This window comes from Streptodolium elevatio, assembly GCF_053592165.1.
This window is the reverse complement of the sequence record NZ_JBSFVE010000008.1, coordinates 115336-137135: the sequence shown is the minus strand read 5'-3', so window position 1 is coordinate 137135 and position 21800 is coordinate 115336. Positions and strand designations below refer to the sequence as shown.

The following is a 21800-nucleotide window of genomic DNA, read 5'->3' as shown; positions in this document are numbered from 1 at the left end:
GACGACGAAGGGCTCCCACCGGATTCGGTGGGAGCCCTTCGTCGTACGCCCGCCCTCTCAGCCTTGCTGCGGAGGCTGCGGCGGTTGCTGCTGCGGCGGTTGCTGGTACTGCGGCGGCGGGCCGTCCTGCTGCTGCGGCCAGGGCTGGCCGGCGTGCGGCTGCTGAGGGGACGGGTAGGGCTGCCCGTACTGCGGCTGCCCGGGATGCTGCTCAGGCTGCTGCCCTGGCTGCGACTGCGGTTGGGGGTAAGGCTGTTGCTGGTACGGCTGCTGCTGCGGCGCGGGCTGCTGGGGGGCCGCCTGGTAGGGCTGTTGCGGCCACGGCTGCCCCTGCGCGGCGTACTGCTGCTGCGCCGGAGCCCACGCGTTCTGCTGCCACGGTTCGTCGGTCGGCGCGGTACGGCCGAAGTCCTCGGCGACCAGGGCCGCGAGCTCGAAGTACGCTTCGCGTGTCTTCGGCCGCATGAGGTCGAGGTCCAACTCCGCGCCCGCGGAGAGGTGTTCGTCGAACGGGACAACGAGGACCGCGCGGCAGCGCGTCTCGAAGTGCGCGACTATGTCCTCGGTCTTGACGACCCTGCCGCTCTCGCGCACCCCGGAGATGACGGTGATGCTGCGCGCGACGAGGTCCGCATAGCCGTGCGCCACCAGCCAGTCGAGTGTGGTGCTCGCGCTGGTCGCCCCGTCCACACTGGGCGTGCTGATGACGATCAACTGGTGGGCCAGGTCCAGGACTCCGCGCATCGCGCTGTAGAGGAGGCCGGTCCCGGAGTCGGTCAGGATGATCGGGTACTGCTTGCCCAGTACGTCGATCACCGCGCGGTAGTCGGCGTCGTCGAACGTCGTGGAGACCGCCGGGTCGACGTCGTTGGCCAGGATCTCGAGGCCGCTGGGCGCCTGCGACGTGAAGCGGCGTATGTCCATGTAGCTGTGCAGGCGCGGCAGCGCGGTCACCAGGTCGCGGATCGTCGCGCCGGTCTCGCGACGTACCCGGCGGCCGAGGGTGCCGGCGTCCGGGTTGGCGTCGATCGCGATCACCCGGTCCTGGCGCTCGGTGGCGAGGGTCGCGCCGAGCGCGGTGGTGGTCGTGGTCTTGCCGACGCCGCCCTTGAGGCTGATGACGGCGATGCGATAGCCGTTCAGGACGGGGGTACGGATGCGGGCGAGCCGTTCCGCCCGCGCCGCCTCGGCGGCCCGGCCGCCGATCCGGAACCGCGACCCGGTGCGCTTCGCCTGCGGCTGGCGGCGGAGCAGACGGTCGGAACTCAGCTCCACGGCAGCGGTGTAGCCGAGCGGGGCTCCCCCGACGGAGCGCTGGGGGCCGGACGAAGTGTCGGGGCCCCACGCGGAGTTGGCGGGTGGGCCTTGCTGGGCCTGCTGAGTTTGCGGGGGCTGTTGAGGGTGTTGGCCGTGTTGGGGTTGCTGGGCTTGGGGGGCTTGCGGGCCGGGTTCGGCGGATTGGCCCGGTTGACCCGGTTGGCTGGGCTGGCCGGGTTGGACGGGTTGCTGGAACAGCGGGGGGCCCTGCGGCGGGGCGAGCGGGGCTTGGCCGTAGGGCGACGCCTCGGCGTCCCCCTGCGTCGGGTACCCCTGATGAGGCGCACCGGGCCCTGAGCTGTCACCAGGGGGAGGCACGGGACCAGGCGTGCCTTGGCCCGGTGCCTGCCATGCGCCTCCGGGACCGGATTCCCCGCGCGGGGGCTCCCCCTGAACGCCTTGTGGATGCGGCGCGTTCTGGGCGTACGCGCCTTGCGGGTACCCGGGGTTCTGCGGATAGACGGGCTGCTGGGGTTGTCCGGGCGGCTGCGCGTACCCCGCGGGCGGGACGGTCCCGGGGGTCTGCGGAACGGAGTACCCCTCCGGACCCGGACTTGGTGCCTGGCCCTGGGGCGGACCCTGCACGTGGCCGTGTGCCGGGGCGGCCGGTCCGTACGGGCCGGGCTGCGGGTTCGGTCCGTGTGCTTGCTGCTGTGTCTGCTGCGCGGGGAAGGGAGGCTGTCCGTACTGCGGAGCGCCGGGTGCCGAGCCTCCGTGGCCTTGCGGCGGGATGTACGCGCCCGGCTGCGGCGTGAACTGAGCTGCGGCGGCAGCCGGTTGCGCGTACTGCTGGGGGTAGCCGCCGGGGACCCCGCTGTCCGGGCCGGGAGGCCCGGGCGCGAACTGGGGTCCGGGCGCCTGCTGTCCGGGGGTGCTGCCGGGCGCGGGCGGGCTCCACGCGGGCGCACCGGGGCTCGAACCGGGCGATGAAGCAGGCGACGAACCGGCTGATGAACCGGGCTCCGCGGCACTGTCGTTGTCGACGTCGTGTGCGGCCGCGGACACCTCCGCGTCCTCGTCCGGGGAATCGCCGGTGGTCGGCTCCGGTTCGGGGCCTGCGTCGCTGTCGGAGCCGGTGTTCTGGTCCGCGACAGCCTCGGGGACGTCGCGTACGTCGTCGCCCAGGTCGTCCGCTTGCGCGTCCGCGGAGTCCGGCGCATCCGCCTCGGCGTCCGAGTCCTCGGGGGTCGGAGTGTCCTCCAGGTCTTCTTGGTCCTCCCGGTCCTCCCGGTCCTCCTCCGTGGACTCGACCGCGGCGCGCGGGTTGACGTCCGTCGCGTCGGGCGTGGGCGCGCGGTCCAAGCTCACACCGTGGCTTTGCGGCTCGTCCCGCTGCCCGTCGGCCGACGGAGCCTCCGGCACGGAACCGCCCGCGGGCTGTGCCTCCGGTTCATCCTCGTGAGCGACAGCAGATTCGCCCGCGTCACCCGCCCAGTTGCCCGACCACGGCAAATCGGCGGCGGGCTCCTCTGCGTTCGGCTGCGACGCGGCTTCCGCGGCGACATGTGGTTGCGGCGGCGGGAACGCGGACAGGTCGGGGCGCGGCGAGTAGACGGGGGAGGGCTGGCCGTACGCGTCGTACGGCGTCTGCTGCCCGTACGGGTGCCCCGCGGCTTCCTGCGGCGCCTGCGGGACGTACGTGCCCGGCGCCTGCTGCTGCCAGTCGTGGCGGCCGTACGGCGACTCGTACTGCGGCGCCTGCGACTGCTGCTGTCCGTACGCGGGATCCGGTGCGGAGGCGGGGGCCGTACCCGGGTGGTGCCAGGCGCCGCCCTGCCCGCCGGCGCCCTGCCCCGGCGGCGTCCACGAAGGTGCCGCGGGTTGCTGCGGCGGGATGCTCGGCGGCGTCGTCGGGCGCGGCGGCACGCCGGGCGGCAGCGGTCCGCCCTGGTATCCGGCGGGCGGGGGCATGTCATCCGTTATGCGCGGGAGAAGCCGCGTCGGGTCCTGGTTTCCGAGGCCACTGGAGCCACTGGATCCGCCGGCGCCGCTGGAGTCGCCGGAGTGGCCGGAATCGCCGGGGTTTTCGGAGCGCGGGTCCGGCGGGTAGCCGCCTGCCGCGGGCGTGTGCGGTTCGTGCGGCCCGGGCTGGTACCCGAAGGAGCTTCCCGGTTCTTCCCGGTGCCCCGAGCCCGCGGTGTGCCCGGCGGGCGCGGCTCCCCCCGCGGGAGCCGCGGCCCCCGGAGGAGTCCAGCTGAGCGGCGCGGGAGACGCGTCGTTCCCCACGCGGCGCTCGGTGTCCGAATCCTGACGTTCCGTCACCTCGTCGGGCGCGACCGGGTGCACGTACGGTGCCGGCCCCCGCAAGGGCTCGCCGCTCGGTGCGGGCATCGCCCCCGCGGAAGCGCGCCCGGAGGACTGTCCATACCACGAGGGCATGGTGAAGTCAGGGCCCGACCATTCCTCTTCCTCGTCCGCCGGGGTCTCGACGTGCCTGCCGTCCTGCTCGCTGCTCACCGCTGGTCCTTCCGATCATCCGGAGGACGTCGGGGCCGTGCCCCGAGGTCCCGCCTCCGGCGTTCCGGGCCATGTCCCCGTTTTCGGTCGCGGGGAGCCCCAGACTATTCAACCTGGGGCGCGGCGTCCCCGGTCGGCCGCCGAGCGCGGGAGATCCCTCAGTCCAGGCGCCTGGGCGGGCCCAAAAACGTGATCTCCGCCTGGGTCGGGGTGAGCAGGACGTACCTCCGTGTGCGCCCCGTGCACCACAGCGTCAACTCGTCGGCGAGGGACGGCAGCGCGGCGCCGTCCGGCTCGGAGAGCTGGAGTGCGCGGGCCGCCGAGTCGGCCTCGACCGGGGACACCCGCTGGAGTCCGACCAGGTCGGCGTCGGCAAGGCGGCCCGCGAGACGGGGGTCGAGGAAGGGCAGCAGGGTGAGCGTCGTCTGCCAGGGCGTCGCCGCCAGGCGGTTGCGCGGCGGGCGGGCGCCGCAGTCGCGGACGACCAGGACGGGACTCGAAGCCGAGGGCCCCTGTGGCCCGAGCCGGCCGACCGGGTGGACGGTGATGCACTGTTGGCCGCCACCCGCCTGCTGCGCCATCGGCGACCACAGGTGCGGGCGGCCGGACTCGATGGCGACGCGCGCGCCGAGCGCGGCGGCGCGCAGGGCGATCACCTGGATCAGGTAGGCGCCGCCGACGAAGGAGATTTCGTAGGGTTCAGGGCGGAACAACCCGAGAACAGCCGGTGTGCGCTCCTGGTCGACGCCCACGACGATGCCGTCGTCGCTCACCGGCAGCGTCAGCGCGCCCAGTTCCTCCACCGTCAGAGCGTGTCGTTCGACGCGAGGCCCGGCAGCCCGCAGCATCCCGATCACGCGTGCCCTCCCAGCGGAAGAGTGGCGACCAGGCCCGGCTGCTGTTCCCAGTCGAGTCGTACGAGTCCCACGCGCAGCGACCGGGCACGTGCCTCCAGGCGTTGTGCGGCCCGGTCCAGTTCGTCGGCGGAACGGGCCGAGACGCGCAAGTGGCCGGTGAGTCCCACCGAACCGCCGCCGCCCTGCTGGGCGGTCAGGGAGAAGGTGGTGGCCAGCCCGGGCGTGCCGGTGAGCGCGCCGACCAGGTCCGGCGTCCCACCGGGGGACAGCCGCGGCCACCGGGAGATCCAGTACGTCGTGTGCCACCGGTCGTCGCAGCGCCATGCGTGCCGTGTCTCGGTGGTCCTGGTTCCGCCGCGCCCCGTGCGGCGTACCGCGGGATTGGCACCGCAGGCGGCGAACAGAGCCTGCACCAAGGCCTGTTCGTCGAGGACGCGGCAGTCGAGGCCGGACTGGCCGAGTGTCGCGCTCAGTTGGTTGACCGCGCGCAGCAGGGTGCGCTGGGCGCCTTCGAGTCCGCCGCCGCGCGCGGCCACGGCGGTCGCGCACTGCTCCGGGACCAGGCGCAGGGCGATCCAGGTCTGGCGAACCGCCGGCACGTCCAGGTTCTCGCGGTCGCGCAGTTCGGTGTACGAGCGGGACGCGAGCGCCTGCGCCGGCAGGTGCGGTGCGGGCGCCGGCTGGGTGAGCTGCACGATCTGCGCGGACGCCAGCGCCACATCGTCGATCCGCAGCGCCTCGGCGACGGCGGCCAGCGGCAGCGGACGCCGCGTGCGGCGGGGGCGCAGCGGTTCGTCCGGGGCCTCGACGAGCATCACGGCGGTCAGGAACGTGCCGTCGCCCGCCATGCCGACCGGCCGCCGCGTGCGGTCGGTGGCCGAGGTGAACGCAAGGCCGGGCAGGCACTCGCGTACGGGTGACAGGTCCGGCTCGGTGGCGCTGTGCTGCGCGCGTTGCGGTGCCGGGGTGTTCGGCCGTGCTCTGCGGCGGTTGCGGAAGCCGAGCAGGATCCCGGGCCATAAAGCGATCCTGCGGCCACGGTAGCGCGGGAGGACGCTGGCGAGCAGGAGCGCCGCCGCGATGCCGCCCGGGACCACCAGGCTCTTGTCCGTGGCGAGCGGCAACGCGACCAACAGCAACGCGAGTTCGACGGCCACCAGTTGCTGGACGAGGACCGCGCCCATACGTCCGGGGCGCGCCTGCACGTGTGGAGTCGCGGTTCCCCGCGCGGTTCCCGCGGCGCCGGATGCCGGCGCGGACCGCCGTGCGGGCGCCGTCCTTTGGCGCGAATGCGGAGGTGCGGAAACAGCCACCTTGGTACATCCCCCTGAGTACAACGGCGCGGCGATGGACCAACGCGTCCGGTGCGGAACACCGTACGGTACGGGCGCACCCGCGTCGCGCGGAAGTCCGCGGCGCCACCCGCGTTGCCGGGTCCGGAACTTCGTGGCGTCGGCGGGGCCGCGGGGCAGCGGCCTATGGGTCTGCGGGTCCACGGCGATGCGCGCAAGTGTCGCCGTCGTCGGCGGCGAGGATGCGTGGCGCGCCGACCGCATGGTTGAGTACGCTGCCGCACGCCAATCGTCGAAACGGGGAGAACGATGGCATCGCGCCGTGAGCAGTTGGATGCGTACAACTTCGCGCGCCGACGCCTGGTGGCCGGGTTTCTGCAGCCTGTGCAGGCGAACGGTTCCGAGGAGAAGGCGCCGCGGCCGTTCCGCGCCGTCCTGCCGGGAATCATCGTGGGTGCGCTCATCCTCACCGCGTTCGGGGTGTACGGGCTCATCAGGCCGGGTGTTCCGCCGGGCTGGAAGAACAAGGGCAGCCTGATAGTGGGGCGTGATTCGGCGAGCCGATACGTCTATCTGGAAGGGAAGTTGCACCCGGTTCTCAACATCGCCTCGGGCCGGCTCCTGCTCGATCCCGGCAAGTTCAAGGTCAACCTGGTGCCGGAGAAGGCCCTCAACAGCGTCGACCACGGCGCGCCGCTCGGCATCCCCGAGGCACCGGACCGCCTTCCGTCGGCGAAGGAGGTACGGCGGCCGAAGACCTGGACGGTGTGCGAGCGTCCGGTGGTGGCCGCCGACGGCAAGAACGACATCGGCGCGAAGCCGCAGCGCAGCTTGTTCATCGGCGCCGCACCGGAGTTCGGCCTCCTGCAGGGTGCGGAGGCGCTGTTCGTGCAGCAGTACGAGGACAAGGCGGTGGACGCGGACAAGGCCCCGTTGTTCCTGGTGCAGAACGGGCGCGCGTACAAGATCGCGAGCAAGCCGGTGCGCACCGTCCTGGCGTTGGACGCGGTGCGGCCCCAGCGGGTGAGCAAGGAGTGGCTGGACACTCTGGAGCCCGGCCAGGACATCGACTTCCCCACGATCCCCGGCTACGGGACCCCGGCGACCGTCGACATCCCCGAGCAGTTCCGCACGGTCGGCACGGTGCTGCGGGCCGAAAGCAACGGCCAGTACTACGTGGTGGGCAAGGACGCGGTGCTGCCGGTCAGCCCCCTGGTCGCCGAGCTGATGGCGAACCGGCCGGACGCCGATGAGAAGGTGTACAAGGACCGGAGTCCGCAGGCGTTCCCGGTGGCGGTCAGCGTGTTGGGGACGACGATCAGCCAGGGCACGCCGTACGCCGACGAGAAGGGCTGGCCGACCCAGTTACCCCAGACGGTGAACCGGGTCGACCTGCTCGTGGACAAGGGCCGCACGACGCTGTGCAACACGTACACCGGGAACTACAGCGGCGGCATGGCGCAGACTCAGCAGTCGGCCTGGACCGCGTTGCCCGAGCGCCTGGTGGAGGGCATGGGCGGGGTGTACGTCGAGCCCGGGGCCGGTGCGCTGGTCCGCGAGGTGACGGGCCGTGCCGACGACAAGACCGGCATCGTCTTCCTGGTCACCGACGCCGGACTGCGCCACCAGATCGTGAACGATCCACCGAAGGAAGGCGGTGTCGCGCCGGCGCCGGGCGCGGACAGCGAGGCGAAGATTCGCTTGGGATACAAGGGAGTTGAGCCGACGCCGGTGCCGCGGTCCTGGACGGGACTGATGCCGGTGAGTGTGCCGCTCAGCGTCGATGCCGCGAGGAATCCGCAAACCTCTTGAGTAGTAACGGAATTGATGGGCCGTCAGCTTTTGCGCGCGGGGAGATCGCGTGTCGGATTTCCACGAGTCATGACGCGCCTATTGCGCAAGGGGAGTCGGGCAAGATCGACGTAAAGCTTGAGTAACCAGGGGCATGGCGCTGCTTGGGAGGCGCGGCAAACAACCGTTAGAGTCGGCGCACCAACGGTCACTCATGGGGGATGGTGGATCATGGCAGGTTCTTTCAAGGCGACTACCGAGCAACTCGACGCGCTGGCCAAGAAGATCGACAGCGAACAGGCCGCGATCCAGGGCCAGATCACCCGGTTCAACGGGATCGTGGACTTCGTGCAGGCGGGCTGGCAGGGCGACGCCTTCCGGGCGTTCGACACCCTTCAGGACCGCGTGAACGTCCTGCTGACGCAGCTCAACCAGCAGCTCGACGACATCGGCGTGCTCATGGGCAAGGGCGCGGTCAACTACGCGCAGACCGAAGAAGCGAACAAGGTGCAGATCAGCCAGATCACGTCCGCGCTCGGCTGATCAGCCGGTCAGGCCCAGAGGCGGTGCCGACGTCGCTGTCGCGGCACGCCTTCTCGGGTCCTCCCGGGCCGGGCCCGCCCCGGCCCTCTCGCCGTCACGGCGCTCTCGTTCTTCACAAAATCGGGGAGTCACCATGGGTTCGCCCATCGTCGTAACTTTTGCCACCATTCAGGAGGCTGCGGGCCAGATCCGCACCATCAACGGCGACGTCAGGTCGCGGCTCGACGAGCTCAAGCGCCAGGTCGACGCGGTCGCGGCAGGCTGGGAAGGCCAGGCCCACTCCGACTACATGGTCCGCCAGGCCAAGTGGACCGAGGCGCAGACCGCGCTGTGCGCGCTGCTCGACCAGATCGCCACCGCGCTGACCCAGACGGCGGACGTCTACCAGCAGACGGAGTCCGCGAACGCGAAGATGTGGGGCTGACCGCGGCGACCGACCCGGACAGGTCGGCCCGCACAGGTGAACGCCACGCGGAGGGGCGGCGGCAAGGCCGTCCCTCCGTCCCGCCGCCCGCCCCGCCGCTCACCGGAGGACTCCACCCACCGTGCCCACCGTCCCGCGCCACCGCGGCGGTGCGTTGTCGGCCGCCTTCGCCCTGCTGTGTGCCCTGTGCGCGGCCCCCGCGTTCGACGCCGCGTCCGGCCCGGCGCAACTTGCGCCGCCTGCGCAGATACGCCTGTCCGCCGAAGGCGAATGCACCTTCCCCGCGCCCCCGCTCAAGGGCAAGCCGTGGGCCCTCCAACGGGTGATGCTCGACCAGTTGTGGTCCAAGGCGACCGGCCGAGGGGTGCTGGTCGCCGTCATCGACTCCGGTGTCGACGCGGGCAATCCCCAACTCGCGCCCGCACTCAGCGACAAGGGGCAGGACGACTTCGCGACCGGCACCGGCGGCAAGGTCGACGAGAACAGCCACGGCACGATGGCGGCCGGCATCATCGCGGCACGGCACCGCGACGACACCGAGTTCACCGGGCTCGCCCGCGACGCCATGATCCTGCCCATCCGGCAGAACGGCGGCACCGACGCCCAGAAGGGCAACGTCGAGACGCTGATCAGCGCCATCCGCTACGCCGCCGACCAGGGCGCAACGGTCATCAACATCTCCCAGGAGACCAGCGGGCCGAACGGAAAGGCACCCGATCCGCGCCTGGAGGCGGCGATCCGCTACGCCGTCGACATCCAGGACGCGGTCGTGGTCGCCGCCGCCGGAAACCGCGGCGACAAGGACAACCTCGACACGTACCCCGCCATGTACGAGGGCGTGCTCGCGGTGGGCGCGTCCGACCGCAACAACGACCGCGCGGCGTTCTCGCAGAACAAGCCGTACGTCGGCGTGCTCGCCCCGGGGGTCGACATCTGGTCGACCGTCCCCAAGGGCGGGCACTGCTCCGGCAGCGGCACGTCGTACGCCGCGCCGTACGCGTCCGCGGTCGCCGCGCTGGTGCGCTCCATCCACCCCAACTGGAGCGCACGCCAGGTCATCACCGTCATCGAGCAGACCGCGCAACGTGGCCAGGCCGGCAGCAAGGACGGCAGCGGATGGGGCGTCGTCGACCCGCTCAAGGCCGTGACGTTTGTGGGGGAGCCCGGCCTGAAGCCGGTCGAGACCGCGATGCTGCCGCCGCAGGCCGCCCCGGTGCACGTCGAACCGCTCTCCTTCGGTCCCACGCGGGCGGAGCGCGACCGGCGGACCGGGACCGTGGTTGCCGCCGTCGGCCTGGCCGCCGTACTGCTGCTCGTCAGCGGGGCCGTGGTGCTGCGTGACGCCCGGAGGCGCCCGCGCGCTTGACCGGCGCGGCGCCGGGGGATACCGGCGGGAAGGCCGGAAATCGCGCACAGCCCGGGGAGTCCGCCATGCAGCCGTCCCGCAGACGCGACCGAACGGGTGCTCGGCGGCACACCGCGCGGCGTGCGCGGCGGGCGGGCACGGCAGTCGGACTCGCGACCGCGCTCATGCTGCTCGTCACGGGCGCGGCGGCGTGCGAAGGCGACTCCCCGGGCGCGTCGGGCAACTCCAAGTCGCCTGCGCCGCCGACCTCCGAGCAGTTGAAGGCCGTGCTCGTCACCACCGCGGACTTCACCGACGGCACGACCGTCACCACGTCCGACCGGCCCGACACCGAGACCACGGTCACCGAAGATCCGGCGTGCAGGCCGGTGATGGACCTCCTCGGCGTGCAGGCGAACGAGGACACCCCGGTCGGCACCGCGAGCGCCATGATCACCACTTCCCGGGGCGGTGCGGAGGTGGTGGTCGTCCTGCTCGCCTCGTTCCCCGTCGGGTACGCCTCCCAGCTCCTCGGCCAGGGCCTCGCCGTGCTGCCCAACTGCGCGGCGTTCACCGGCAGGACGGACGCCGGCGACCGCGTCTCGTACACCGCCGCGAGGGTGCCCGCGCCGGCGTACGGCGAGGAGTCCCTCGCGGTCAAGCTCGTCACCACGGCGGACGGCCAGGAGGTCACCGCGCACTACGTCATCGCCCGGGTCGGGGACACCCTCGCCGACTTCGCCGTCGCCGACACCGCCGGAGGACCGGGCCGCCTGCCGGACGCGGCCCTGGTGGCGAAGCAGATCGACAAGCTGAACGCGGTTAAGTAGCGTCCGTACCGGCCGGTTTGCCGACGTCTCCGGCCGCACGCGAGGGCCGGCGTCGGCGACCGACCGGAGGTGCACATGGAGCCGATGCCGCGATTCCCCGCGGACTTCCTGTGGGGCACGGCGACCGCCGCCTACCAGATCGAGGGGTCGGTCGACGAGGACGGCCGGGGGCGCTCCACCTGGGACACCTTCTGCGCCGAACCCGGCAGGGTCCGCGACGGCCACACCGGCGAGGTGGCCTGCGACCACTACCACCGCTACCGCGAAGACGTCGCGATCATGGCCGAACTCGGCCTGAACGCCTATCGGTTCTCGGTCTCATGGCCGCGTGTCCAGCCCGGCGGCACGGGCACGCCCAACGCCAAGGGGCTGGACTTCTACGACCGGCTGGTCGACGAACTGGCCGCGCACGGCATCACGCCGTTCCTCACACTGCACCACTGGGACCTTCCGCAGGAACTGGAGGACGCGGGCGGCTGGTTGGTGCGCGACACCGCCTTCCGCTTCGCCGACTACGCGCAGCTCGTGCACGCCCGCCTCGGCGATCGCGTCGCCCACTGGACCACCCTCAACGAGCCTTTCGTGCAGATGGCGTTCGGGTACGCGCTCGGGGTCCACGCCCCCGGCAAGGCCCTGCTGATGGACGCCCTTCCGGCCGCTCACCACCTGCTGCTCGCGCACGGCCTCGGCACCGCCGCGCTGCGGGCCGCGGGAGCGACCCGGATCCTGTTGACCAACAACCACACACCCGTACGGCCGGCGTCCGCCGATCCGGCCGACATCGCCGCCGCGGACGCCTACGACGCCCTGCACAACCGGCTGTTCCTCGACCCCGTGTTCGAGGGCCGCTACCCCGACCTGACCGCGTATGGCGTGTCGGAGGTCCCCGGAGTCGCCGACGGCGACCTCGGCCTGATCTCCGCGCCGCTGGACGGCTTCGGCGTCAACTACTACAACCCCACGCGCATCGCCGCCCCCGAAGGGCCCGACGCCGCCCTCCCGTTCACCGACGCCGGGATTACCGGAGTCCCGCGGACCGGCTTCGACTGGCCCGTCGTCCCCGAGGGCCTGACCGATCTCCTGGTCGACCTCAACACGCGGTACGACCTCCCGCCCGTCTACATCACCGAGAACGGGTGCTCCTACCCGGACCCCGACCCGGGGCCCTCGGACACCGGCGTCCCGGACCCCGAGCGCATCGCTTACCTCGACAGCCACATTCGCGCTGTGGCCGCCGCCCGCGCCGCCGGGGTCGACGTACGCGGCTACCTGGTCTGGTCCCTCCTCGACAACTTCGAATGGGCCGAGGGCTACCACCAGCGCTTCGGCCTGGTCCACGTCGACTTCGCCACCGGGAAGCGCACCCCCAAGGCATCGGCCCACTGGTACCGCGACCTGGTGGCCGCCATGCGCTGACCGGCTACTTGGCGGCGCAGCCCGCGCGCCCGGCGAAGGTCTCGGACAGGGCGAGGAAGGCGCGCTCGGTCTCCAGCGGTCGGCCGTCGGCCGTCTGCAGGTCGGTGCCCAGGCGCATGGTGTCGATCACCGGGACGCCGCCGCACTGTGTGGCGCCGATGTAGGTCCGGTCCCCGCGCGAGCCGCCGTCGTCCTTGAAGCGCTCCGTCGGCGGCGGTTCCAGCAGGTTCGCCAACACTCCGCGGAGTTGGACGTACCTCAACACCACGGCGCCGTCCGGGGCGGTCCGTATGACGCACTCCGACCATGTCGGGGACTGCGCCGTCGTCACCGCCCAACTCGCTCCGGGACGCCGGGCCAGTCCCACTCCGTCGGCACCGCAAGCCGTGCCCGCGCCGCCCGGTGCGGCGGTCTGCTCCACCGTGCCGTGGAGGTCGGTGGCGACGAGCTGCGGCCCGTCGCATCCCGCCCGCGCACGCAGCCCGTTGACGATGTCGGCCAGCAAGCCCACCAACTCCCGTGCGGCACCGGGCCGCCCGGCGACGAGGTGATCGGCGGCGTCCACACTCTCGGGCGGCTTGGTCTCGGCGGCCCGGTCCCGGGCGATCACGGTGGCGATCATCGGCTCCTCGCCGGTATCCGCGCCGTGGCACCGGGGGAGGACCGTCCACGCCTGGTGGTCCGCGACGATGATCTCGTCGGACACTCCGGCCGTCCGGTACCCGGCCCCGACGCCCTCGCCGAACTCCAGGAACGGCGGATCGGTCTGCCCCAGCAGCGTTCCCGTGTAGAAGGCGAAGCTCCGGTCACCGGGCTCGGAGTCCGGCAAACGCAACGTGCACCGCGCGTCGGTCGAGGGATAGCGCGTGTCCGCCGTCTCCGAGTGCTCGTACGACCCCTCAGGCAACACCCCCAACACCCGCCGAGTCTCCACGGATCCCCAACACACCCGATCCGCCAGTGCCGTGCCTCCGTCATCTCCGTCCCACGGCCGGACCACCAGCAGTACGGCCGCGGCCGCCGCCAACGCGGTCACCGCGGCGACCAGCACGCTGCGCCCCTTCGTCCAACCGCTCCCGCCGCTCATCCGGACTCGTTCCGGGCGCTCTGGTCACCGGAGGTGAATCCGGAATGCGCCTGGTTGTTCGCGGTGTGCGGGCTCACGCCGGACTCGGGGTGCTGCTCCGCCCAAGTCGTCATGACGCCTTCGGAGTACGCGGCGCCGTTGGTGTACACCTCGGAGACCCGTGCGTCCGCGTCAGAGGAATTGTTGGACGCTCCCAGGAAGTCGCCCACCCACGCGTTCACATACGTCGCGCCCAGCGTGACGGGGACACCGACGACCGGATTTGCCGCGACGGCGCTCGCACTGACGACAGTGGTCGTCGTGTCGATGGCGAGCCCGGTCCACATGGCGATCTGCGCGTTGCCCTTCTCGCCGTCCGCCTTGGTGTTCTCGTCGGTCGCCCGTATGTCCTGGGCAACCACGCTGTCCATGATGCCGAACGCCTCCGAGGAGGAGTACATGACGTCTTTCAGAGACGTGGCCTTGTCCTGCGGTGAAACGTCGGCACGGGCGTTCACCTGGTCGAGAGTGGCGTACGTGTAACCCTCCTGGACTTTCTTGAGGGTCTCGATGTTGCCGGGATCCGAGGCGACCTCGCTCAGCACCTTGGTCATGTCGCCGCGCGAAATCTCCGCCAGCGGACCGTGGTCGATCGGCATCGTCGGGCCCTTGTCCTCGGACCGTGCCTGGGTCAGCGCGGCGTTCAACGACTCCGCGTTCCCGGACAGCATGTCGACGACGCTGTCCTTCAGCGGCTCGGGAGTGCCCTTCTCGGCGAAGGTGTTGATCGTGGTCTCGAGGATGCCGACGCGCTGCTCGGCGAGTTCGGGGCTGCCCGGCGGGCCGGTCGTGGCTGACACGAGCGCCTGCCCGAGGGTGTCCTGGCGCGCCGCGTCCACCGAGGGGCTGCCGCTGTTGTTCTCGAGCAGGTACTTGATCTTGGCTTCACCGGTGGCGGTGACTTCACGGCCGTCGGGGAGCCGGTCCGGCTTGTCGTCGAAATACGCCGTGGACGCATCCGGGTTGTTCTTGAACCCGGTGAGCACGCCCGCCATGGGGTCCAGGGCGGATTTGGGATCGGCGCCGTTCAGGTTGAGGTTGAGCGGGAACTGCGGCTGCGGGGCGGCGGTCTTGCCCCACACGGAAGATCCGCCGTTCTTGTTCTCGAACTGCCGGATGTCCTCGGCGGTGGTGAGCAGGAAGTCCTTGTCGTACGTTCCCTGGCCCAGCAATGTGCCGAACACCTGGTATCCGTAGACGTCGGTCATGGCCGAACCGTCCTTGGCCGAGATCTGGAACTTCTGTTCGCCGGCCGCCCGGTAGCCCGCCATCCAGGCATTGTCCTTGGCAAGTAAGGGGCTTGCGGTCGCCAGATGGCCACCGAGAAGTGTCTGTATCTGTTTGAAGTCCTCAAGCCTCGGGTCGCTTTTGCTCTGGACCGGCTGGAACTGGGACAGCGACAGGTTCGCCTTCACCAGGCCTTCCGGGCCCACCTGCTTCAGCATGGTGGTCGAGAACTCCGCGTTCCCGGCATTCTGCGTCAGCGTCGTCCGTACGATGTCCGCTTCGCTCGCGGTCAGCGTGCCGTCCTTGCTCAGCTTCGCCAGCAGAGTGGCCGTACGTTGGGCGTCGGCCGCCGGGTCGGCGCCCAGGGACCCGGCGTTGAAGTCGTTCTTCGGGGCGCCCTTCGCGTCGTTCCAGTTGACGTTGGCGAGGAGCGTCGTGGCGGCGAGGACGTCCGCGTCGACGGCCTTCTGCAGCAGGGATGTCATCCGCGCGCTGATCTGGCGAGCCGTCTCCGACTTCTGTCGGTCGGCGAGGTCGTCGGGCGCGCTCCACGACAGGCTGCCGTCGGGTTTGAGGGTGAGGCCGTTCGCCTGGACGTCGCGCAGGGCCGTGATCATGCCCAGCTTGCATTCGGCCAGTACTGTCTGCGCCTCGCGGAGGATCGCCGCGTTGGCCGCCGCCTCGATGCGCGCGGCCTCCAACTGGGCGGCGAATACGCGGAGCATCTTGAGCGCCGTGTCGGCGTCCTTGCCGGTCCAGGCGCCGAAGTCCAATGGCGCGATGACGTCCCGGAGGCAGCGCTCCTGGTCGCCGGTCATCGCCTTGGCCAGGCGTTCCCAGCCTTCGGCAGTGCTGTCGATGACGGTGAGGTCCACGTCGGCGAGTTCTTGGAAGGTCAGCATCCGGGCCTCAGATGACCGTCAGTGTGGTGGCGTTGCCGTCGTCGGCTTGCTTCCACTTGTTCGCGTTGTCATGGAGCTTGCCCACGTATTCGTCCATGGTCGAGGTCAAGTGGGCGAGCTTCTCGCCCCAGCGTTTCTGCACCTGTTCCAGGGCCTTGGCGAGTTCGAGTCCGCGAAAGACCGCCTCGTCGGCGGTGGCGTTGACGGCCGCCTGGACGTCTGCCTGGACCTCGGCGCGGAGGGCTTGCAACGCGAAGGCCGAGGCGTGCAGCGTGTCCGCGGTCACCAGTACCCGGCCGCCGCCGGCGCCCGGCTCCTGCGCGGAGAGAAGGTGCGTCTCCGCCGGTTCGGCCGGGGCGTCGAGGGGTCGGGCGGTGGGTGGGGCGGCCGGGTCGATGAGCCACGCGTCGAGGACCGGGTCGAGCTCGGGCATTTGTGCCTCCGGTTCTGGTGCTCGGTCAGTGGGGGAGCCAGGCCGTCTGGATCATCTGGGTGCCGCGACGGCGGGAGATCAACTGGCCGCGACCCGGAGGGAGCCGGGTGGGCCGTACGCCACCGATCAGCGGGCCTTCGTCACGGTTTCCGGACAGGAGGAGGCCGCCGGTGCCGAGGTCGAGGAGCTTCTGCATGACGGGTTCGTAGAGCGCCCGGCTCGCGCCGCCGGAGCCGCGGGCGATCACCAGGTGCAGGCCGACGTCGCGGGCCAGCGGGAGGTATTCGAGGAGCGGCGCGAGCGGGTTGCCGGAGGACGAGGCGACGAGGTCGTAGTCGTCGATGAGGAAGTACACGTCGGGGGCCGACCACCAACTGCGGTTGCGCAATTGCTCCTGGGTGACCTCGGGGCCGGGGATGCGGCGGCTGAGGGAGTCGCAGACCTGGGCGACGGCGGGGCCGAGCGCCGGGTTCGCGGCGACATAGTGCAGCAGGTGGGTCTCCGGGACCGCGCCCAGCAGGGAACGGCGGTAGTCGACGGCGATGATGCGCGCTTCGGCGGGCGTGAAGCGCTCGCTGATGCCGCGGGCGACGGTACGCAGGAACCCGCTCTTGCCCGACTCGCTCTCGCCGAACAGCACGAAGCTGGGATCCGCGGTGAAGTCGAGGAACACCGGTTCGAGCGCGGCCTCGTCGATGCCGATGGGCACCGCGTGGCCCGGGACGGCGTCGGGGGTCGGCAACTGCTCGTACGGCAGCAGGCGCGGCAGCATGCGTACCCGTGGCGCGGGGGCGCCCGTCCACGCCGCCTTGACCCGGGCGACGAAATCCGCGGCGCCGTCGGCGAGATCGGACGCGTCACCCGTACCGTCCGCGCGCGGCAGCGCGGCGAGGAAGTGCATGCCGTCGGGAGTGAGGCCGCGGCCGGGCGCGTCGGTCGGCACGTTGACCGCGACGCGCCGGTCCACCTCCGACTCCATCGGTTCCCCGAGCCGCAGTTCGAGGCGAGTCTGGATCTGGTCCTTGAGGGCGGGCCGCAACTCCGGCCACCGGCCCGCGGTCACCACGACGTGCACGCCGTAGCCCAGACCGCGCGTGGCGATCTCGGTGACGGTGGCCTCCAGCGCGTCGAACTCGTTCTTGACCGTCGTCCAGCCGTCGACGACGAGGAACACGTCGCCCCACGCCTCGCCGGGCAAGAGCCCTCGCGCGCGGCGCTGGCGGTAGGTCGCGATCGAGTCGATGCCCTGGGCGCGGAAGAGCTGTTCGCGGCGGTCGACGATGCCCGCCACCTCGCTCACCAGGCGACGTACCATCTCGGCGTCGAGGCGCCCCGCGACACCGCCCACGTGCGGGAGTTCGCTGAGCGACGAGAGGCCGCCGCCGCCGAAGTCCAGGCAGTAGAACTGCGCTTCGGCGGGAGTGTGGGTGAGCGCCAGCGAGGCGACCAGGGTCCGTGCGAGTGTGCTCTTGCCGCTGCGCGGGCCGCCCACGATCAGCACGTGTCCGGCCGCGCCGGACAAGTCGATGTACATCAGGTCGCGGCGCTGCTCGAACGGCTTGTCGACCACGCCCAGCGGAGCCGTCAGCCGCCCGTTGCCCGCCCACCCGGCCGCGGCGAGCCCGCGGTCCGGCGTCACGGCGATCGGCGCGATGGAGGTGAACAGCGCGTCCAGAGCGGGTGATTCGCCCAGCGGCGGCAGCCACACCTGGTGCGCGGGCGGACCCTGCCCCGCCATGCGCCGCACGATCACGTCGAGCACCGTGTCCGCGAGTGCGGACGATGTGCCCGGGTCGGCCAGGTCCGGGTCCGGCGCCGGCGCGGGGGCGTGTGCCGGCACGAAGGCGGCCTCGGGGGTCCACGCGTTGGTGAAGAGCACGGGCTGAGGGGCGCCGCCGGTACGGCTCGCGCCCTGGTTCGCGCTGCGGTAGGGGCCGGAGACGTACGCCGCCTTGAAGCGCGACATCGACTCCGTGTCGAACTTCAGCAGCCCCGACCCGGGCACCGGGGGCAACTGGTACGCGTCCGGGACCCCCAGCACCGCCCGCGACTCCGCCGCCGAGAAGGTGCGCAGCCCGATCCGGTACGACAGGTAGGTGTCCAGCCCCCGCAGCCGCCCCTCCTCCAGCCGCTGCGACGCCAGCAACAAATGCACGCCAAGCGACCGGCCGATACGCCCGATCTGGATGAACATATCGATGAAATCCGGCTTGGCGGTGAGAAGTTCGCTGAACTCGTCGATGATGATCACGAGCGACGGCAGCGGTTCCAGCGGTGCCCCCGCGGAACGCGCCCGCTCGTAGTCGTGGATGTTCGCGTAGTTGCCCGCGGCGCGCAGCAGTTCCTGCCGCCGCGTCAGCTCACCCGTGATCGAGTCGCGCATACGGTCGACGAGCGTCAGGTCGTCGGCGAGGTTGGTGATGACCGCCGCCACATGTGGCATCTCCGACATCCCGGAAAACGTCGCACCGCCCTTGAAGTCCGCGAGCACGAAGTTGAGGATCTCCGAGCTGTGCGTCATCGCGAGCCCCAGCACCAGCGTGCGCAGCAGCTCCGACTTGCCCGAACCGGTCGCCCCGACGCACAGGCCGTGCGGACCCATGCCCTCCAAGGCCGATTCCTTGAGGTCCAGGAGAACCGGCTCGCCGCTCTCGCCCAGCCCGATCGGCACCCGCAGGCGATCGTGCGGTGCGCGCGGGCGCCAGGTGCGCGTCACGTCGACCGACGCGGCGTCGCCCACCCCCATGAGTTCCGTGAAGTCGAGGTTGGCCAGCAGGGGTTCGTCGCCGTCCGCGCCGGACAGCCGCAGCGGCGCCAAGCCGCGCGCCAGCGCCTCGGCGTCGGGCTCCGTGAGGACGTCGGGGCGGCCCTCGTACGCCGTTCCCGTCGCGGCCTCCAGCACCAGCCGGTCGGGCTCGGCGACCACCGCCAGGCCGCCGCGCAGCTCGTCGAGGTCACCCGCGACGATCTCCAGCACGGTGACGCCCTGGAGGCCCTCCGACCCGGCCAGCACCGAACCGGACGGCACCGTCCCGCCGTCCAGCACCACCACCACATGCGGCTGGTCGAGCACCGGCGCACCGGTGGCGGTGAAGCGCGGGCGGTTGGTCAGTTCGTCGGCCAGCAGCCGTTCGACCTCGCCCAGGTCGTCGACCACCATGCGCAGCGCGCCCGCGCCGTCCGACTCCCTGGGGTGCTGGGCATGCGGCAGCCACTTGATCCAGTCCCACTTCTTCCCCCTGGACCGGTGCACGGCCGCGGCGACCACCACGTCGTCGGGGGAGTGGAGTGTGGTGAGTTGGCCGAGCATCGCGCGCGCCAGGCCGTACACGGTCTCCTCGTCGCCCGACAGCGTCAGGTGGTAGAAGGACCGCAACGACACCGCCATCGGCAGGTCGTCGAGCATGGACTGGGTCAGCAGGAAGCGCCGCATCGCCTCGGCGCACAGCGGTTCGAGGTCGTCGAGCGGTGCGGTCTGCGGCGCCACCAGGGCCGTGGCCAGGCGCTGGCGGCCGGTGCCGACCCGGACCTGGGCGAAGTCGGCGTCCCCGGCCCGGCGTTCCCACAGGCGGCGGCCGCCCGCGACGACCGACCACAGCTGGTCGGGGGCGGGGTGCGTCCACAGTTGCGCGCCGCGCTGGCGGCGCGCGGTGCGGCGTACCTTGGTGCGCTGCTGGTCCAGGTAGCGCAGGTAGTCGCGGCGGGCGTCGAGCATCGCGGGCGTGTTGCCCCGGCGGGCGCGTACGACGTTGGCGATCACCATCGCGAGCGACGACACCATCATCATGCCGCCCATCACGAACATCATCTTGTTCGCGCCGGGCATGAACAGGAACCCGGCCGAGCCGAGCATGGTCATCATCGGCATCAGGCTGTTCATCCAGCCCTGGTCCTGCGGCCGTTCGAGCTCCGGGGGCGCCTCGAGGACCAGTTCGTCGGACGGCACCGCGGGCGGGAACACCCTCGGCGGTCTCTTGACGATCACCACGGTCACTCGAATCAGCCCCCATCCACCTGGTGTTCGCATCGCCGGGCAGGCCGGGGTGCGCGGATCCGTTTCCGGACACGGCGGATGGACTGGAACCAACCCACCCCGTCAGGGTCGTCTCCATACCCCAGGCGGATGCCGAAGTGACCGGCACCGTCCGGGCGATGGCCGATACTACTGGTTGGCGCCGCCGGTGCCACAGGCTCGCAGGTCGGCGCAACTTCCGGTGCCCGCACGGCGCGAACGGAATCGAAGGTCCGTTAGGCTGCGTCGTCGGCCGGTCGGCGCAGGACGCGCCCCGGCGACACCGTCCACACCGGAAGCCACGGGGAGCCGCCGGGTGAGTACCGCAGTCGGCACGGTCGGAACACCGGGCGCATCGGCCCCTTCCGCCGTCACCATCTCGACCGGACTGGTCCGGGTCACGATTGTCGCACCGGACTGCCGCGTGGACGTCGCGCTGCCCGAGGAAGTCCCGCTCGCCGACCTCTACCCGGAGATCCTGCGGCTGTCCGGACAGGTGCAATCCCCGGGCGCACCAACGGGGTTCCGCCTCATGAGCATGGACGGCGGGCTCCTGGACAGCACCCGCGGACTGGGCGCGCAGTCCGTGCACGACGGCGCGCTGCTGCGCTTCACACCGCTCGCCGACGCGCTGCCGCCACCGGTCTACGACGATGTGGTCGACGCGGTGGCCTCGTCCGTCACCGCCGACCACCGCCTGTGGTCGCCCGATCTGCTGCGGACCGCGGCGCTGTCGGGCGCGGCGACGTTCCTGTGCCTGGCGCCGGTCGCGCTGTGGCGTACCGCCGACCCGAACTCGGCCACCGGAGTCGTCGCGGGCACGCTCGCCCTGCTGCTCGCCGTGGTCGCGGGCGTCCGGGCCCGGGTGTACGACGACCACGGCGCGGCGGCGGCCCTCGGCCTCGGTGCGCTGCCCAACGCCTTCTACGCGGGCCTCGGCGTCGTCGACCCGCCCGCCGGCGAGGGTCCCGGCCGGGTGCAGTTCCTCGCCGCCTGCGCTTCGGTGATGGTGGTGTCGACGCTGATCGCGGTCCTGGTCCCGCAGCGCAACGCGGTGTACGTCGCGGGGGCGGGCGGCGCCGCGGCGGGCATGGTCACTGCGTTCGGCCTGATCGCCGCCGACGCCTCGCCGGGGGACGCCGCCGCGGTCGCCGGTGTCACCGGCCTCGCCGCCGTCGCGTTCCTGCCGTCGTGGTCGCTGCGCCTGGCCCGGCTGCCCATCGGATTCCTGCCCCCGGACGCGCCTCCGGCGGCCCGGGCGAGCGCCGACGACCCGGTGGACCGCAGCGCCCTGGCCGCCCGTGCCCGGGCCGGCCACCAGATCCTGACGGGCCTCGTGGGCGCCTGCGCGACCGTCGTCGCCGGCTCGGCCGTCGTACTGGGCTACTCCTCTTCTCTGTGGGCCCAGATCCTCACCGGCGCGCTCGCCGTCGCGCTCCTGACGCGCGCCCGGCTTTTCTCACACACCGCGCAGGTCACGCTTCTGTTGGCGGCCGGGGCGCTGTCCCTGGTCTTCCTGGCGGCCGGGCTGACCCTGCACACGGACTTCCTCGACGCCGAGCGACCGCACTGGATCTACGCGGCGACCGCGGCGTTCGGCGCGCTGCTCGGCCTGATCGCGATCACCGTCCCGGCGCGCGGCCTCTCCCCGTTCTGGGGGCGAGCCATGGACATCCTCGAAGGCATGCTCCTGACCGCCATGGTGCCCGTGTGCCTGGCCGTCCTCGGCGTCTACAGCACGCTTCGCAACATCACCGGCTGAGACATCCGACCGTGGGCTGCTAGGGTGGTGTCATCCGGACCTTTGCGCCCGGTGTGTGTGCTGCCC

At 71.7% G+C, this 21800-nt stretch carries 14 protein-coding genes; 7 read left to right on the top strand and 7 right to left on the bottom strand.

The features are described from left to right. Nucleotides 1-57 precede the first annotated feature (57 nt). From ACWD12_RS16930 to eccE, 3 genes are all read right to left on the bottom strand, one after another. Nucleotides 58-3774, bottom strand: a complete 3717-nt coding sequence (locus tag ACWD12_RS16930; RefSeq protein WP_450100149.1) for a nucleotide-binding protein — start codon at nucleotides 3772-3774, stop codon at nucleotides 58-60. 158 nt (nucleotides 3775-3932) lie between these two features. After that, nucleotides 3933-4622 carry a hypothetical protein gene (locus ACWD12_RS16925; protein ID WP_450100259.1) on the bottom strand — a complete coding sequence of 230 codons (690 nt, stop codon included), beginning with the start codon at nucleotides 4620-4622 and terminating at the stop codon, nucleotides 3933-3935. 5 nt (nucleotides 4623-4627) lie between these two features. Continuing rightward, on the bottom strand, nucleotides 4628-5836 hold the full coding sequence (eccE, locus tag ACWD12_RS16920) for a type VII secretion protein EccE (protein WP_450100148.1): 1209 nt from the start codon (nucleotides 5834-5836) through the stop codon (nucleotides 4628-4630). Nucleotides 5837-6232: 396 nt separating this feature from the next. On the opposite strand from eccE, the gene eccB reads away from it, so the two are divergent. The 6 genes from eccB (at nucleotide 6233) to ACWD12_RS16890 (ending at nucleotide 12272) form a co-directional block, all read left to right on the top strand. Further along, complete coding sequence (gene eccB / locus ACWD12_RS16915) at nucleotides 6233-7735, top strand: type VII secretion protein EccB (RefSeq protein WP_450100147.1); 1503 nt, start codon at nucleotides 6233-6235, stop codon at nucleotides 7733-7735. A gap of 210 nt (nucleotides 7736-7945) precedes the next feature. After that, on the top strand, nucleotides 7946-8257 hold the full coding sequence (locus ACWD12_RS16910; RefSeq protein WP_358353938.1) for a WXG100 family type VII secretion target: 312 nt from the start codon (nucleotides 7946-7948) through the stop codon (nucleotides 8255-8257). Nucleotides 8258-8390: 133 nt separating this feature from the next. Beyond that, the gene (locus ACWD12_RS16905) at nucleotides 8391-8681 is read left to right on the top strand and encodes a WXG100 family type VII secretion target (RefSeq protein WP_358353941.1); all 291 of its coding nucleotides are present in this window, start codon (nucleotides 8391-8393) and stop codon (nucleotides 8679-8681) included. Nucleotides 8682-8802: 121 nt separating this feature from the next. After that, nucleotides 8803-10047 carry a type VII secretion-associated serine protease mycosin gene (gene mycP / locus ACWD12_RS16900; RefSeq protein WP_450100146.1) on the top strand — a complete coding sequence of 415 codons (1245 nt, stop codon included), beginning with the start codon at nucleotides 8803-8805 and terminating at the stop codon, nucleotides 10045-10047. Between the two features lie 65 nt (nucleotides 10048-10112). Further along, entirely contained in the window at nucleotides 10113-10856 is a 744-nt protein-coding gene (locus ACWD12_RS16895) for a hypothetical protein (RefSeq protein ID WP_450100145.1), read from the top strand. An 84-nt stretch (nucleotides 10857-10940) separates the two neighbouring features. Continuing rightward, nucleotides 10941-12272, top strand: a complete 1332-nt coding sequence (locus ACWD12_RS16890; RefSeq protein WP_450100258.1) for a GH1 family beta-glucosidase — start codon at nucleotides 10941-10943, stop codon at nucleotides 12270-12272. A 4-nt stretch (nucleotides 12273-12276) separates the two neighbouring features. On the opposite strand, the gene ACWD12_RS16885 is transcribed toward ACWD12_RS16890, so the two are convergent. The 4 genes from ACWD12_RS16885 to eccCa are packed head-to-tail and all read right to left on the bottom strand — an operon-like array spanning nucleotide 12277 to nucleotide 19954. Next, the gene (locus ACWD12_RS16885; protein WP_450100144.1) at nucleotides 12277-13359 is read right to left on the bottom strand and encodes a hypothetical protein; all 1083 of its coding nucleotides are present in this window, start codon (nucleotides 13357-13359) and stop codon (nucleotides 12277-12279) included. After that, complete coding sequence (locus ACWD12_RS16880; protein WP_450100143.1) at nucleotides 13356-15527, bottom strand: hypothetical protein; 2172 nt, start codon at nucleotides 15525-15527, stop codon at nucleotides 13356-13358. The genes ACWD12_RS16885 and ACWD12_RS16880 overlap by 4 nt, the downstream gene beginning before the upstream one ends. A gap of 7 nt (nucleotides 15528-15534) precedes the next feature. Beyond that, nucleotides 15535-15960, bottom strand: coding sequence for a hypothetical protein (locus ACWD12_RS16875; protein WP_450100142.1), 426 nt, complete (start codon nucleotides 15958-15960; stop codon nucleotides 15535-15537). A gap of 25 nt (nucleotides 15961-15985) precedes the next feature. Beyond that, complete coding sequence (eccCa, locus tag ACWD12_RS16870; RefSeq protein WP_450100141.1) at nucleotides 15986-19954, bottom strand: type VII secretion protein EccCa; 3969 nt, start codon at nucleotides 19952-19954, stop codon at nucleotides 15986-15988. A 334-nt stretch (nucleotides 19955-20288) separates the two neighbouring features. Between eccCa and eccD the strand changes: the two genes are divergently transcribed. Then, on the top strand, nucleotides 20289-21734 hold the full coding sequence (gene eccD / locus ACWD12_RS16865; RefSeq protein WP_450100140.1) for a type VII secretion integral membrane protein EccD: 1446 nt from the start codon (nucleotides 20289-20291) through the stop codon (nucleotides 21732-21734). The last annotated feature ends 66 nt before the right edge of the window (nucleotides 21735-21800 follow it).

What these genes read in the sequence shown, in the direction of transcription:
- ACWD12_RS16875 (WP_450100142.1), bottom strand. Translation starts at nt 15,960, where the DNA reads ATGCCCGAGCTCGACCCGGTCCTCGACGCGTGGCTCATCGACCCGGCC.
- ACWD12_RS16895 (WP_450100145.1), top strand. Translation starts at nt 10,113, where the DNA reads ATGCAGCCGTCCCGCAGACGCGACCGAACGGGTGCTCGGCGGCACACC.
- ACWD12_RS16880 (WP_450100143.1), bottom strand. Translation starts at nt 15,527, where the DNA reads ATGCTGACCTTCCAAGAACTCGCCGACGTGGACCTCACCGTCATCGAC.
- ACWD12_RS16925 (WP_450100259.1), bottom strand. Translation starts at nt 4,622, where the DNA reads ATGCTGCGGGCTGCCGGGCCTCGCGTCGAACGACACGCTCTGACGGTG.
- ACWD12_RS16910 (WP_358353938.1), top strand. Translation starts at nt 7,946, where the DNA reads ATGGCAGGTTCTTTCAAGGCGACTACCGAGCAACTCGACGCGCTGGCC.
- eccB (WP_450100147.1), top strand. Translation starts at nt 6,233, where the DNA reads ATGGCATCGCGCCGTGAGCAGTTGGATGCGTACAACTTCGCGCGCCGA.
- ACWD12_RS16885 (WP_450100144.1), bottom strand. Translation starts at nt 13,359, where the DNA reads ATGAGCGGCGGGAGCGGTTGGACGAAGGGGCGCAGCGTGCTGGTCGCC.
- ACWD12_RS16905 (WP_358353941.1), top strand. Translation starts at nt 8,391, where the DNA reads ATGGGTTCGCCCATCGTCGTAACTTTTGCCACCATTCAGGAGGCTGCG.
- ACWD12_RS16890 (WP_450100258.1), top strand. Translation starts at nt 10,941, where the DNA reads ATGCCGCGATTCCCCGCGGACTTCCTGTGGGGCACGGCGACCGCCGCC.